The 13393-nt window shown below is 36.2% G+C and carries 11 protein-coding genes and 1 tRNA gene; 1 reads left to right on the top strand and 11 read right to left on the bottom strand.

The features are described 5' to 3' along the window. Positions 1-96: 96 nt before the first annotated feature. From cysK to spoIIE, 9 genes are all read right to left on the bottom strand, one after another. Positions 97-1029, bottom strand: coding sequence for a cysteine synthase A (cysK, locus tag C2I06_RS19180; protein ID WP_095333939.1), 933 nt, complete (start codon positions 1027-1029; stop codon positions 97-99). A 296-nt stretch (positions 1030-1325) separates the two neighbouring features. Continuing rightward, positions 1326-2204, bottom strand: a complete 879-nt coding sequence (hslO, locus tag C2I06_RS19175) for an Hsp33 family molecular chaperone HslO (RefSeq protein ID WP_095333941.1) — start codon at positions 2202-2204, stop codon at positions 1326-1328. 60 nt (positions 2205-2264) lie between these two features. Further along, the gene (locus tag C2I06_RS19170; protein ID WP_163187701.1) at positions 2265-3041 is read right to left on the bottom strand and encodes a type III pantothenate kinase; all 777 of its coding nucleotides are present in this window, start codon (positions 3039-3041) and stop codon (positions 2265-2267) included. 220 nt (positions 3042-3261) lie between these two features. After that, on the bottom strand, positions 3262-5169 hold the full coding sequence (gene ftsH, locus C2I06_RS19165) for an ATP-dependent zinc metalloprotease FtsH (protein WP_047944393.1): 1908 nt from the start codon (positions 5167-5169) through the stop codon (positions 3262-3264). Between the two features lie 107 nt (positions 5170-5276). Further along, on the bottom strand, positions 5277-5825 hold the full coding sequence (gene hpt / locus C2I06_RS19160) for a hypoxanthine phosphoribosyltransferase (RefSeq protein WP_047944392.1): 549 nt from the start codon (positions 5823-5825) through the stop codon (positions 5277-5279). 22 nt (positions 5826-5847) lie between these two features. After that, positions 5848-7233: a tRNA lysidine(34) synthetase TilS gene (gene tilS, locus C2I06_RS19155; RefSeq protein ID WP_123258669.1), complete on the bottom strand. Its 1386-nt coding sequence runs from the start codon at positions 7231-7233 to the stop codon at positions 5848-5850. Positions 7234-7383: 150 nt separating this feature from the next. Further along, positions 7384-8391, bottom strand: coding sequence for a protein kinase domain-containing protein (locus tag C2I06_RS19150; RefSeq protein ID WP_171509175.1), 1008 nt, complete (start codon positions 8389-8391; stop codon positions 7384-7386). After that, positions 8360-9094: a vWA domain-containing protein gene (locus tag C2I06_RS19145; RefSeq protein ID WP_095333947.1), complete on the bottom strand. Its 735-nt coding sequence runs from the start codon at positions 9092-9094 to the stop codon at positions 8360-8362. Before C2I06_RS19145 ends, C2I06_RS19150 begins: the two co-directional genes overlap by 32 nt. A gap of 181 nt (positions 9095-9275) precedes the next feature. After that, positions 9276-11753 carry a stage II sporulation protein E gene (gene spoIIE / locus C2I06_RS19140; protein WP_123258668.1) on the bottom strand — a complete coding sequence of 826 codons (2478 nt, stop codon included), beginning with the start codon at positions 11751-11753 and terminating at the stop codon, positions 9276-9278. A gap of 403 nt (positions 11754-12156) precedes the next feature. Between spoIIE and C2I06_RS19135 the strand changes: the two genes are divergently transcribed. After that, a tRNA-Met gene (locus C2I06_RS19135) sits at positions 12157-12230 on the top strand. Positions 12231-12405: 175 nt separating this feature from the next. Here C2I06_RS19135 and C2I06_RS19130 read toward each other — a convergent pair. Beyond that, entirely contained in the window at positions 12406-12888 is a 483-nt protein-coding gene (locus C2I06_RS19130; RefSeq protein ID WP_047944385.1) for a S1 domain-containing RNA-binding protein, read from the bottom strand. 94 nt (positions 12889-12982) lie between these two features. Continuing rightward, positions 12983-13378, bottom strand: a complete 396-nt coding sequence (locus C2I06_RS19125; RefSeq protein WP_095333951.1) for an FtsB family cell division protein — start codon at positions 13376-13378, stop codon at positions 12983-12985. Positions 13379-13393 lie beyond the last annotated feature (15 nt).

Genomic DNA, 13393 nt, shown 5'->3' with positions numbered 1-13393 from the left:
CCTATTCGGCAGATAGCTGCATAACAAGAGTTTTTTAATCTAAAACAAAAAGCCCCCTTTTCAAAGGAGGCCTATTTCCAAGGCTGATTTTTATGCTTATTCTTCATCAAATTGATAAAGAGGTGTGCTTAGGTAACGTTCTCCATTACTTGGGATAATTGCAAGTACTTTTTTACCTTTTCCTAGCTCTTTTGCAACTTGTAATGCTGCGTAAATAGCCGCACCAGAAGAAATTCCACCTAATACGCCTTCTTCTTTCCCTGCACGACGAGCATATTCAAAAGCGTCTTCATTTGTAACCTTAATAATACCGTCATAAACTTCACTATTTAAAATTTCCGGAACAAATCCAGCACCGATACCTTGGATTTTATGTGGTCCTGGTTTTCCACCTGACAGTACAGGAGAATCAGCAGGCTCTACTGCATATATTTTGATATTACTGTATTTTTCTTTAAGCACTTCCCCAGCACCAGTAATAGTTCCACCTGTACCGATACCAGCAATAAATGCATCTAAACCTCCCTCGCCAAAAGCCTCCACAATTTCTGGCCCTGTCGTTAATCTATGTACTTCAGGATTTGAAATATTTTTAAATTGCTGTGGAATAAAGTAACCATTCTCTTTTGCCAATTCTTCTGCTTTGCGAATAGCTCCACCCATCCCCTCTGGTCCAGGGGTTAATACTAATTCAGCACCGTAAGCTTTCAAAAGTCGACGACGTTCCATACTCATCGTTTCAGGCATAACCAAAATCGCACGATAACCTTTTGCAGCAGCAACCATTGCAAGGCCAATACCAGTATTTCCACTTGTTGGTTCAATAATCGTACTGCCTGGTTTTAAGTCTCCGCTTTTTTCAGCAGCTTCAATCATCGCAAGCGCAATACGATCTTTTACACTGCTTCCTGGATTCATGTATTCTAACTTTAAATAAACATCTGCACTTGAATCATCCACTAAACGATTTAATTTTACAATGGGTGTGCCACCGATAAGATCTACTACAGAATTTGCGATTCTTGACATGTTCTATCTCCCCTTATCTTTATTCCGAGTATTTTAATTGGTTTTATAATATTAATTTACCAAATAACCCTTTTGTTTGTCAATTGATATGTTTGTATTTTCCGAAAAATTAATCTTTAGTTGCTTTCTATCGCAGTTTATACTTAAACAGGGACAAAGAGGATAAACACAAGGACATATCAGCCAAACCACTTAATCTCCACTTTATTCTAAAAAAAGAAACTCCTTATTCAGCTATTCTACATAAAAAAAACCTGCAAGGGATAGTAAGTCCCAATTCTGCAGGTGTCTTATAACTATTTTGCTTCTTTTAATAATGTTTCTAGCTCATCCTTTGTAAACAGATATTTCTCATTACAAAAATGGCATTCCGCCTCTGCCTGACCGTCTGTGTTGATAATATCTTCAATTTCTGCTTGACCTAAACTAATAATTGCATTTGAAAATCTTTCTTTCGAACATGTGCAAGTAAAGGAAATTGGCATATTCTCAATTACCTTCACATTATCTTTTCCACAAATTTCTTCCAAAAGCTCTTCTGGCGTTAAACCTTTTTCAATTAATTTCGAAATAGGCGGAATTTCACTTAATCTTTGTTCAATCTTTGTAATTGTTTCATCCTTCGCTCCGGGCATTAATTGAATAATGAAGCCTCCAGCTGCTAAAATGCTGTTATCTGGGTTTACTAAAACACCCACGCCAACAGAGGAAGGCACCTGTTCTGAATTAAACAGGTAATAAGTAAAATCTTCTCCAAGCTCTCCAGAAACAATTGGCACCTGCCCAGTGAAGTAATCACGCATTCCAATATCTTTTACAACCGATAGCGTGCCCTCCGTTCCAACAGCTCTTCTAACATCTAATTTTCCATGTTCATTTAAATCGAAATGTACTTGTGGGTTAGTAACGTAACCGCGGACTTCCCCTTTCGCATTCCCATCTACTAGAATAAGACCAATCGGACCGCCGCCATCGATTTTCACTGTTAGCTTTTGATCACCCTTTAGCATTGCTCCTAACATTGCTGTAGCTGTTAATGATCTCCCTAAAGCAGCGGATGCTGTTGGCCAAGTATGATGTCTTCTTTGTCCTTCTCCTACTGTTTCTGTACTTCTTACTGCATATGCACGAACTTCACCATCAAACGCTAATGCTTTTACTAAATAATCGCTCATTGTTTACTCCTTATCTTCTATCAGTTAATGAACGGAATGAAAGTTCCGTTTAAACATATTTTATTTTAGTGTATCCTTATTCTTCTTATAAATAAGCTGTAATCCCTTTAAAGTAAGAAACGGATCTATTTCATCAATAATATTTGACTCTTTTGCAATAAGATTCGCTAATCCACCTGTAGCAATAACCTTTGGCTGTACATTGCTTTCTGCCTTCATCCTTTTCACAATGCCTTCTACCTGACCGACATACCCAAAAAGAATTCCTGACTGCATAGCTGATACAGTATTTTTACCAATTACTCCTTCTGGCCTTGCAATTTCAATACGCGGTAATTTAGCTGCTTTTGAATACAATGCCTCTGTCGCAATGTTAATACCAGGCGCTATCGCTCCACCCATGTATTGCTTTTGCTCATTTATATAACAAAATGTTGTAGCAGTTCCGAAATCAACAATAATCAATGGACTTCCATATTCGTGAATAGCCGCAACTGCATTAACAATTCGATCAGCTCCGACTTCCTTAGGATTATCATATTTTATGTTTAGTCCCGTTTTTGTTCCTGGACCAACAACTAACGGTTTTAAGTGAAAATACTTTTGACACATTCTTTCTAAAGAAAACATAATTGGAGGAACAACAGAAGAAATAATTATTCCATCAATATCTGAAAACGTTAAATCAACATGATCAAATAGGGATTTAATGATCATACCATATTCATCTTCCGTTTTATAACGATTTGTTTCAATTCTCCAATGATGTCTTAATTCTTCTTTATCATAAACACCTAATACTATATTTGTATTTCCAATATCAAAGACAAAAATCATTATAGTCACCACTTTTTATTAATTTCATTTTCCCGTCATATCTTGTATCGCTTTATATACTTAGGAAAGCTATATCTAGAGTCTATCCAATACTGGAAATATCATAACATACAACAAGAAAGAGACAAAGCCTAAAGCAATGGCTGTTTCCAAAAGATGTGGTTGTAAAGGTTCTCTAACAAAAAAAAGACACGCTTGAAAGCGCATCTTTTTTCAACGATTACTCGTTATCATCTTTTTTGTTAATATTTACTTTTAGATCTTCTGTGCCTAAAGTAGTATCAGCCTTCTTTGTACGGTCAGGCAAGACACCATCTTTGTATAAACTATTGATTTGTTCTGCATCCAACGTTTCAATTTCAAGAAGTGTTTCAGCGATTAAGTTCAACTTCTCACGGTTTTCTGTAAGAATTTGTTTTGCTCTTTCATAACATTCCTTTATAATTCGTTGAATTTCTAAATCAATGTCATATGCAATTGCATCTGAATAATTTTGTTCATTATTTAAGTCACGACCAAGGAATACTTGACTTTGCGCTTGACCAAATTGTAATGGTCCAAGTTTATCACTCATTCCGTATTCTGTTACCATTTTACGGGCAATACCTGTAGCTCTTTGGAAATCATTATGGGCTCCAGTACTTACTTCCCCAAATACGATATCCTCTGCAACACGACCGCCAAGTAATCCAGTAATCTTATCAAGAAGCTCTTGTTTCGTCATTAAGAAACGATCTTCCTTAGGAAGCATAACTGCATATCCACCAGCTTGACCTCTAGGTACGATTGTTACTTTATGAACCATATCCGCCTCATCTAATACAACACCAATAATCGTATGTCCAGCTTCATGGTAAGAAACAATGTTTCTTTCTTTTTTGGAAATAACACGACTTTTCTTGGAAGGTCCAGCAATAACACGATCTGTCGCTTCATCCATGTCTTCCATGTCGATTTTCTTTTTATCCGCTCTCGCTGCAACAAGTGCAGCCTCGTTTAGAAGGTTTTCTAAATCCGCACCAGAGAATCCCGGAGTACGTTGAGCGATGCTTTTTAAATTAACAGACTCATCTAAAGGCTTATTACGAGCATGTACACGTAATACCGCCTCACGACCATTAACATCAGGTCTATCTACCGTAATTTGTCGGTCAAAACGACCTGGACGTAATAATGCAGGGTCAAGAATATCAGGACGGTTTGTAGCAGCAATGATAATAATCCCTTCATTTGCACCGAATCCATCCATTTCAACTAATAGTTGGTTTAACGTTTGTTCACGTTCATCGTGTCCTCCACCTAAACCAGCGCCACGTTGACGACCAACAGCATCGATTTCATCAATAAAGATAATACAAGGAGCATTTTTCTTCGCATTTTCAAATAAATCACGAACCCTAGAAGCCCCTACCCCAACAAACATTTCCACGAAGTCAGAACCACTGATAGAGAAGAAAGGTACACCAGCTTCTCCTGCAACAGCTCTAGCAAGTAATGTTTTACCTGTTCCTGGAGGTCCATTAAGAAGGACACCTTTTGGTATTCTAGCACCTAGCTCAGCAAATTTTCGGGGATCTTTTAAGAATTCCACTACTTCTACTAGCTCTTGCTTTTCTTCATCTGCGCCCGCTACATCATTAAAGCGAACCTTTTTCTTTTCTTCGTTGTATAGTTTTGCTTTACTCTTACCAAAGTTCATTACACGGCCGCCGCCGCCACCTTGGGCTTGATTTAACAAGAAGAAAAATAAGATAAAAATAATCACAAACGGAATAATTGAAGTAAAGAATGTGATCCATCCACTTGTTTCTTGTGCAGGCTTGACATCGATTTTGGAACCTTCTGTAGCAGCCTTTAAGATCACTTGAGCATTTGTTTCATTATTAGTTACATAGGAAACAAATGTTTCATTTTCTTTATAGCCCTTTAATTTCCCGCGTATTTCAAGGACACCTCTTTCAGGCTGCTGCGTTATTTCGGCAACATCACCAGCATCAAGGTGATTTATTAATTCAGTATATGTTAATTGCTTGGTAGGCTGATTATTTCCATTGAAAAAACTAACCACACCGATAATTACTAAAAATATTAATAAATAAAAAATGGTATTACGAAAAATACGGTTCATCCCTTACCTCCTCCCACGGTAAACAAACTATAGAGTATAGTAACATAGAAAATTAAGTAAATTCAAGGAATTACCCTCTTCGGGCTAGAATTCCTCTTTTCATGTACTTATTCACTGTCACTAGTATAAACTTCCGGTTTTAAAACACCAATATATGGTAGATTTCGATACCTTTCCGCGTAGTCTAATCCATAACCAACAACAAAAGCGTCTGGTACGATAAATCCTACATAATCTGCTTTAAGATCTGTCTTTCTACCAGTTGGTTTATCAAGAAGTGTCACAATTTTGATTGATTTTGCTTTACGATAACGGAACAACTCTACAAGATAGCTTAAAGTTAATCCACTATCAATAATGTCCTCGATAATTAGTATGTCTCTTCCTTCCACAGAAGTATCCAAATCTTTTAAGATTTTTACTTCTCCAGAAGATACAGTAGAATTACCGTAGCTTGACACATCCATAAAATCCATTTCAAGGTATGTATCCACGCGTTTTAAAAGATCTGCCATAAAGGGCATAGCACCTTTTAATACTCCAATTGCCAAAGGAAATTTATCTTGATATTCCTCTGTAAGCTGAAATGCCAAATCTTTGATTTTACCTTGTATTTCCTCTTCAGATATCAATATTTTTTCAATATCGTGTTTCATTTCTTGTGTGCCCCCTAGAAGATCATTGCTTTTTATATGTTATTAATAGATTACTACCACTATTCGTATTACTATGAGAATATATCGATTTTTTTAGTCCTGGTATCCAAAGAATTTCACCTTTGCTATCCGTAACGATTGGCCAATGATCTCTCTTATGGATTGGAATCTTTTCATCGATAAAAATACGGTTCACTTTTTTCCTTCCATCCATTCCTTTTAAATGAATTCTATCACCATCTCTTCTAGTACGGATAATAAGAGGAAAAGAAATAGAAGTTGCATCCAAAAGAATACAATGGTCATTAGTAATCGTTTCACCGTTTATATATTCTACCTTAATATTGTACCCATTTGGTAATAATAACTCTCCCATTTTTGATAATTCATAATAAAAGGATTGTGCTGGAGATAAATTAAGTTGAAAATGAAGAAAATGATACGACTTTTTCACTTTCAAACCATTCGGGAGATCAATATTTCCAGAAGAATGAGGACTCTTAAGTAATATCATCATTTGCTCAGTATGTAATGCGGATAATGAAATAGGTATCTCGTCATAGAGATAATTTAATATTAGTTGAATACATCTTCTTTGTAAAGGAATAGCTATTAAAAGAAAACGATTAATATCAACTACTACTTCCGCAGCCTTTTTTTCAACCAATACCTCAGAAAGCTTTTCTTCAGCCTGCTTCATTAAATAGGTTTCATCATCTGTTAATTCTTCACTAAACCGTTGAAAATGCTTTGCCGCATGAATGTTTTCTTTTTTTAAAAAGGGCACAACTTGTTTTCTGTATCTATTGCGGCTATAGGTATCTTTTTCATTGCTTGGATCTCTTCTTGGATTAAGATTATGTACTTTACAATATTCCTCAATGTCTTCCCTTTCTAAACATAAAAAGGGACGAATAATTTTTCCTGTACCAAATGGACGCATAAAAGGAATTCCAGCCCTTGATTTACCTAAACTTCCTCTCGTTAATCGCATCAAGATGGTTTCTATTTGATCATCTCCATGATGACCTAATGCTAAGTAATCTAAGTTGTGCTTCTCCATTACTTTTTCATAGAAGGAATACCTGCATTCTCTTGCTGCCTTTTGTGAATTCATTCCTGTTTTTTGGATAAATGCTGGTAAATCTATTCGCTCCCAAGAAAAAGGAATATTTCTTTCTTCACAGAACGATTTTACAAACTCAGCCTCCTCGAGCGACTCCCCCCCTCTAAACATATGATCCACATGTCCAGCAAAAACCTTGATTTTCCATTCTTCTTGTTTTGTCCATAAAAAATGAAGGAGTGCTAAAGAATCTGGTCCTCCAGAAACTCCAACCAAGATTTTCTTACCTTCTAGGTTCATATTTTTTCCTTGCAGGTAATTTAAAATTTGATCCTCAAACATTTTTGATTACTTCCTTATCACTATCACTATTCTACCAGCCCTGATGTTATTACTTTTTCATCAGAGGTTGTAGTTACTATAGTCTAGGATATCACTTTTTTAAAAGTGATACCAAAGACTATTCTCTAAAAATTGCTAAAAATCCTCTTTTCAAGTTAATTGACCATATATATACAAAATATAACAAATAGAGATAAGGATAATGATGACTATAGATTCAGCCCATCCTGCCTTTTTCTTCTTTTTAACCAATTTACTTCTTGTCTGAGCAGAAGGAGCAGGTTGACTGTTCGCTTGGCGAGCTTTACTTCTATTCGTTCCAGCTGTTATTGTGCTTCTACTTGTTTTTTTTGATTCTCCACTTGTTAAATTTAAATAATCTAATCGCATTTCTTTTGCCGATAGATATTTTCCTGTTAACGCATTTACTAGAATCCCCTCAAAACGCATTAATCCTTGCTTTTGTCGAATCATCATATGCAGCTGTTTGATTCCGCCCTCCTTTTTATTAAAACGCTGTGGATAATAAAGATTCAGTATAATCATCGCAACAGCAAACAAATCATATCCTGGCTCTGCCTTTCTTGTTCCTAACCCCCAGTATCCTCTATCAAAGAACTCTGTAAATTCTTTAATCGCTCTCCCTTTTATGGTTGTCCCCCCTACATCAATGCATCTAATTTTCGTTGGGGGCCCTGTAATAATTAGGTTTTCTGGTTTTAAATCTCCAAAGACCCAATTATTTTCATGAAGATTTTGTAAATCCTTTAATAATTGGATCATTAGCACATCAATCCATAATACTTCCTTATTATGAATAAAGGTTAGTAAATCTGGTCCACTAATATACTCCATTACATAAAAAGAAGTAGTTCCTCTATTTGTTACCCAATCATCTACATCTATTAAAGAAGGTCCAAGGCTATAACCTTGGACCTTTGCGAAGGATTTCAAAACATTTACTTCAGAAGTTATAGATACACTATTGTTGCTTAATTTCAAAGCAACTCTTCCTATTTTGGAATCTGCTAAAAAAACTGTACCATTCGCTCCATAGCCAAGTTCCTTTAAGACTGTATATTGCTTGTTATGCCACTTTCCTTTTATTACTGTTCCACTATTTATTTTAAATTGACTCTTCGATGTATTCATCATCACTTGAAATCAAGCTCCTTAATGAGCGCTTATGCTTAAAGTAACGAATGGCTTCTTTTAAAGCTGGACCTGTTGGTGTAATGCCTCCTGTCGATAACTTTGGAAAGATACTTGTTAGAGATTCTAGACGAGGTGTCCAATCCATTAATTTTTCGACATCTTTCTTTTTCCCGGGAAATACAAACACAGAGTAGCGATTCTCGCCAGATCGGGCATTCAAGCTTAAAGATAGGTCAAGTAAGGCTTCTTTTACAGTTGGTAATTTATGCTTCATACTGGCGCTTGTATCTAGTAATACTAACACCTCCAGTTCAACTGTTTCCCCCAGTTCGTCCACAACCTCCATTACCTCTCCTCTTTTTTCTGGAGGAAGATCCTCCATTGTTTTAGAGGAACCTAGTATTTGCTGAAGCTCTTTATTTACTACCCCTTGGAGTGTTTGGGTCATCGCCTTTTTCGTTACCATTTGGACAGTCTGACTTAACTGCTGCGCATACACAACTTGACTAACACCGCCTCCAGAGAGTGCAATGCCTTCAATTTCTTTCATTCCCTGCTCATCAATTGTATCTTGTTCCATGACTCCAATAACATTTACCGTAATTCCTTGTTCATTTGCTAATGCTGCCATTGCGATAGGATCTTCTCCTTTATTAGAACATCCATCTGTGATAAGCAAAACCTGCTTTAACGTACCTGTTTTCATAAATATCTCCCCTCCATCTTTATGAGTTAGTCCCATTCTCGACGAAAAGAGAAGTATTTATACCTTTTCCAAGAATAAACAGATTAGTATAATAAAAACTAACACACAGTGTTTTTCTCCTACTGAATGTTAGTCCTTTAAATTTATATAAAACTAGAAAGACCATTTTAAACGATCACATTTAGTTTGCGATTTGCTTAAAACCTTTTACTGGAATGGACGCCCACTTCGGAATATTATGGTCAATTTTCGCAACTAACACGGTCATGTCGTCTTCAATTAAGCCTAAGCGAGATCGGATAACCTCCTCCATAATTAAATCTGCTACCTCTTGAGGGTTCTCTGTTTTCAATTCCTTAATTTTTCTCTTCATCCAAATCTCAAAGTTCTCAACATGTTTTGGTCCTTCAAACACACCGTCACTCATCATAATGAGAAGATCTCCAGCCTTTAATTGTTCACTCACAACATCCACATCAAATTCTTGGAGAATTCCCATTGGCAGATTACTTGCCTGTATTTTCATAACCTTTGAACCTCTTTTGATGAAACTAGGTGTAGAGCCAATTTTCAGAAATTTAACCGCTGCGTTTTGGAGATCAATCATTGCTAAATCCAGTGTAGAAAAAATTTCATCTGTTGTTCGCAAAGATAGAATGGAATTAATTGATTTTATCGCTACTTGTTCTTCAATTCCTGATTGCAGAATTTTTTGCAATAATTGAAGGGTCTCTTCGCTTTCTACATGGGCCCGCTTCCCATTTCCCATTCCATCACTAATTGCCATAGCGTATTTACCTAAACCTAGTTCAATAGTAGAGTAGCTATCTCCTGAAATAAACCCGCCATCCTTTGCTGCATGCGCAACACCAGTCTCTATTGTATAAGCTTTCGCTGACCGGAATGTTGCATGACTATAATCTTTGGAGTACTCAGATACCTCCTCTTTATTTACAATAATGGTCTCGCCAAGAATATCCGATAGCATTGGCGCAATTAGTTTTTCACATTCTCCATAGCCTGTGTTGTATGGAATAGTGATATCGATATCTACATTTCCTTGTTCCAAGCTGTATATTTCAACATTTTCAATATGAATGCCAAACTCTTGAATAGCTTCTAGGATTAATTCCTCCTGTTTGTAGTGATTTTCTCTTTCTCTTTGAATTTCTTTTGCAAAATCACCCATTACCTCAGATACACCAAGCAATTGATCTGCAACTAATTTCCTGCTTTCCTGGACTTGTTTTTTTAATTTTTGGTTTGCCTGGTACAATGTCAATTCTTGATGGATTGCATCCGTCACCTTCTTCGACCTTGTACAATGTTTATCCCACTCCCTTTGAAGACTAGTGGAAATATTTCCACCAGTATCAGCCATTTCAGTCATAATATCTTTCATATAATCATAGGTTGTATTAAAGTTACGTGCCCAGCAATGTTCTTTACGAAAACATGTCTGACACGTCTTTTCTGTCACATTGCTTAAAAAGTAATCTAGCTCCTTATCCTCTTCCTCTATCATTTCACTTATATTTGGGGAAGAAAAACTTTTAGAGAGTGCTTGAAATACATTGGAGAATTGAGATACTCTTTGAGCTGTTACATCTCTCATTTTTCTCATATATTGCTGTTGTTCTTGGGAATATTCTGCTGTTCCTGGTATATGCTTTGCTATGCGTGAGGTTAAACTTCTCGGTGTCATAAGAAACAGGAAAACAGCTATAGTTGTTTCCATTAACGAAACAGATAGGACGCCACCACCTTCTCCATACATGCCAATAAGGAGAGTGGCAATAAATAAACCAAGTGCTACACCGATTTTCTTTCCTTCTTTCAGCAATCCACCTAGAAGACCAGAGAAAGCCAATAAGCTCATATGATAGAAGCTAGAAATGCTTGCAAGACTAAAAATTAATCCGGTCACAACGCCAACAGTCGAGCCAATAGTGGCCCCTGCCATAAAGGAAAATAGGAGAACTAAATAACGAGACATAATATGTTCAATCGATAAGCCATAAACGGCCCAGCCAATTGTTCCAGTCATAATAGAAGCTAGCATAATGATAAGACAGACAATTTCTTCTGTTTTAAGGGCTTGTCTTCTTTTATTGACCGTAAGTAACGGCAGACTTTGTAAAAAAATTAATGTAAGTATATAGCCAAGACTTCCTTCTACAAACGCTAACATTCCACCATACAGTGTAAAACCATTTGTTAAAAGATAGGCTTTCACTAAGCTGCCTAAAAAGACTAGTCCAAACACAAATAATGGGACAAGTTGCTGCTCTTTATTTTTCCAATTTAAAATAATTTTATAGCTAATCAAAAATAAGAAAGACAAGACAAAGTTAGAAGCTGCCTCTGTTACCCCTAAAGTAGCAGCGCCGGCTATTAATCCAATAAGCGCGAGTGGTGCTTTATCTTTCCTTGATAGATATACTGCCGCAAAAAATGGAAGAGCAAAAGGGGTAAGTTGTCCTAATATTAAAGCTCGTCCAAGTAAAAATCCGAGAATCAACAATAAAAAGCCTTTTACTAAAAAGAAGTTTTCTACTTTTGTATAAAATTTATGAACTAATGTACTGAAGCTATCTCGCGACTTCCCAAAATCAACTTCACCAATCGGATCGATTATATCCCTTTCCACTTTCTCCATAAACCACACTCCCTAACAAGTATCGTTGCTCCACATTATAGAAGCTAGTTATTTAAAAGTTTGTCAAAATAACGAAGCAGTTCCAATCTTTCGCTCGACTTCTTTCCTCCATTTTTTTATGGAAATACAAAATTCGATAGATTCCTTCTATCAAGCAAAAAGAAGTTACTTTATAATTAGTCAGCCTTACCAACAGACAATCTTAATATAAATGATCTTTTCTACAGTCACTTTTTTATATTTATTGCTTATTTTTGTCATTTCATGCAATATGCTTTTTGGTCTTTCAACTCATTAACAAGTGCTTAAACATACACCATACTAACATATTAAATAAATGTCTAAAATCTATTGACATTGCGATTATTTATTTGTATTATATTAATTGTCTTGTTAATATTATGGCGGTGTAGCTCAGCTGGCTAGAGCGTACGGTTCATACCCGTGAGGTCGGGGGTTCGATCCCCTCCGCCGCTATCACAAAAAAACCCACGTAAAAATTTTTACGTGGTTTTTTTGTGTTCTTTTTACGGGAATAGCTAAACAGACAAACTTCCTATAAAATATAAAAAGCAAGCCAAATTGGCTTGCCTAAGCTATGGGAATATATAAACGATAAACCCTGCTATCTATTTGGTTATTCAGCAGCAAGTTACCCTCGTCTAGCGCCTCTTCCCCCGCGTTTCGACTCAGTATTTCGTTTCAGAGAAGCTAATCGATCTTCACTGTCTTTTAAGAAACGAGCCATTTTCGATTCGAAATTCTCTTTAGGAGCACGATTTTCATTTGATTTTGCATTACGTGACCTTTGAGAATTCCCACCGGAATAGCCGCCTCTTGATTCTCTTCTTTCTCCGCGTTCGTATTGTGGTCTTTCTGGTCTCTCGGGTCTTTCTGGTCTATCTTTTGCTTTCTTAATAGATAGTCCAATTTTTCCATCTTTCTCGACATTAATCACTTTCACTTCGACTTCATCGCCTACTTTTAAATGATCATTAATGTCTTTTACATAATTGTCTGCGACCTCACTAATATGAACAAGACCTGTTGCGCCTTCTGGGAGCTCAACAAACGCACCAAAATTAGTAATTCCTGTTACCTTTCCTTGTAACTTGCTGCCTACTTCGATTGACATAAAAAAGTTTTGCCTCCTTAAGGATATAAAAAATCGTACTTACTTATATTATACAGAATGGAAAAAAAGAGTGTCAATATTACTGCCAACCTTATTATTTTCCAGTTGTGTTTTTTGCATCTTTTTCAGGGATATTAAAAATAATTTCCCCTTTTTTTGAAAGTAATAAGTCTTTCCTTGCTAATTTAGCTAAATACTCTTCATCATTTAACTTAGCAATTTGGTCTTTTAGGTCTGCTTCTTTCTTTTCTAATGCAACAAGTTGTCCATCTAACTGTTCTTTCTCTGCTCTTTTCTCTTTTAAAGTGGAGCTTTGTGATATGAGTGTGGAAATCATAATAAAGCCAATAACAGCAGCACATACGAAGAACGTTGTCAGCCTGCGCATCAATAGCTTTTTCTTTCTAGCTCCACTAAGACTATTAGCTTGATGCTGTAAATTATATTCTGTTGGAAATGTTGTAACATCTGGTTTTCTTATAGCACTCATATGAGGCTCCTCCTT

Source organism: Niallia circulans (assembly GCF_003726095.1).
In the GTDB taxonomy this organism is placed as follows: Bacteria; Bacillota; Bacilli; order Bacillales; family Cytobacillaceae; genus Niallia; species Niallia circulans_A.
The sequence above is the reverse complement of the archived record's forward strand: the minus strand, read 5'-3'. Positions and strand labels throughout refer to the sequence as shown.

What these genes read in the sequence shown, in the direction of transcription:
- C2I06_RS19145 (WP_095333947.1), bottom strand. Translation starts at nt 9,094, where the DNA reads ATGAAAACAGGTACGTTAAAGCAGGTTTTGCTTATCACAGATGGATGT.
- C2I06_RS19170 (WP_163187701.1), bottom strand. Translation starts at nt 3,041, where the DNA reads ATGATTTTTGTCTTTGATATTGGAAATACAAATATAGTATTAGGTGTT.
- spoIIE (WP_123258668.1), bottom strand. Translation starts at nt 11,753, where the DNA reads ATGGAGAAAGTGGAAAGGGATATAATCGATCCGATTGGTGAAGTTGAT.
- tilS (WP_123258669.1), bottom strand. Translation starts at nt 7,233, where the DNA reads ATGTTTGAGGATCAAATTTTAAATTACCTGCAAGGAAAAAATATGAAC.
- hpt (WP_047944392.1), bottom strand. Translation starts at nt 5,825, where the DNA reads ATGAAACACGATATTGAAAAAATATTGATATCTGAAGAGGAAATACAA.
- cysK (WP_095333939.1), bottom strand. Translation starts at nt 1,029, where the DNA reads ATGTCAAGAATCGCAAATTCTGTAGTAGATCTTATCGGTGGCACACCC.
- ftsH (WP_047944393.1), bottom strand. Translation starts at nt 5,169, where the DNA reads ATGAACCGTATTTTTCGTAATACCATTTTTTATTTATTAATATTTTTA.
- hslO (WP_095333941.1), bottom strand. Translation starts at nt 2,204, where the DNA reads ATGAGCGATTATTTAGTAAAAGCATTAGCGTTTGATGGTGAAGTTCGT.
- C2I06_RS19125 (WP_095333951.1), bottom strand. Translation starts at nt 13,378, where the DNA reads ATGAGTGCTATAAGAAAACCAGATGTTACAACATTTCCAACAGAATAT.
- C2I06_RS19130 (WP_047944385.1), bottom strand. Translation starts at nt 12,888, where the DNA reads ATGTCAATCGAAGTAGGCAGCAAGTTACAAGGAAAGGTAACAGGAATT.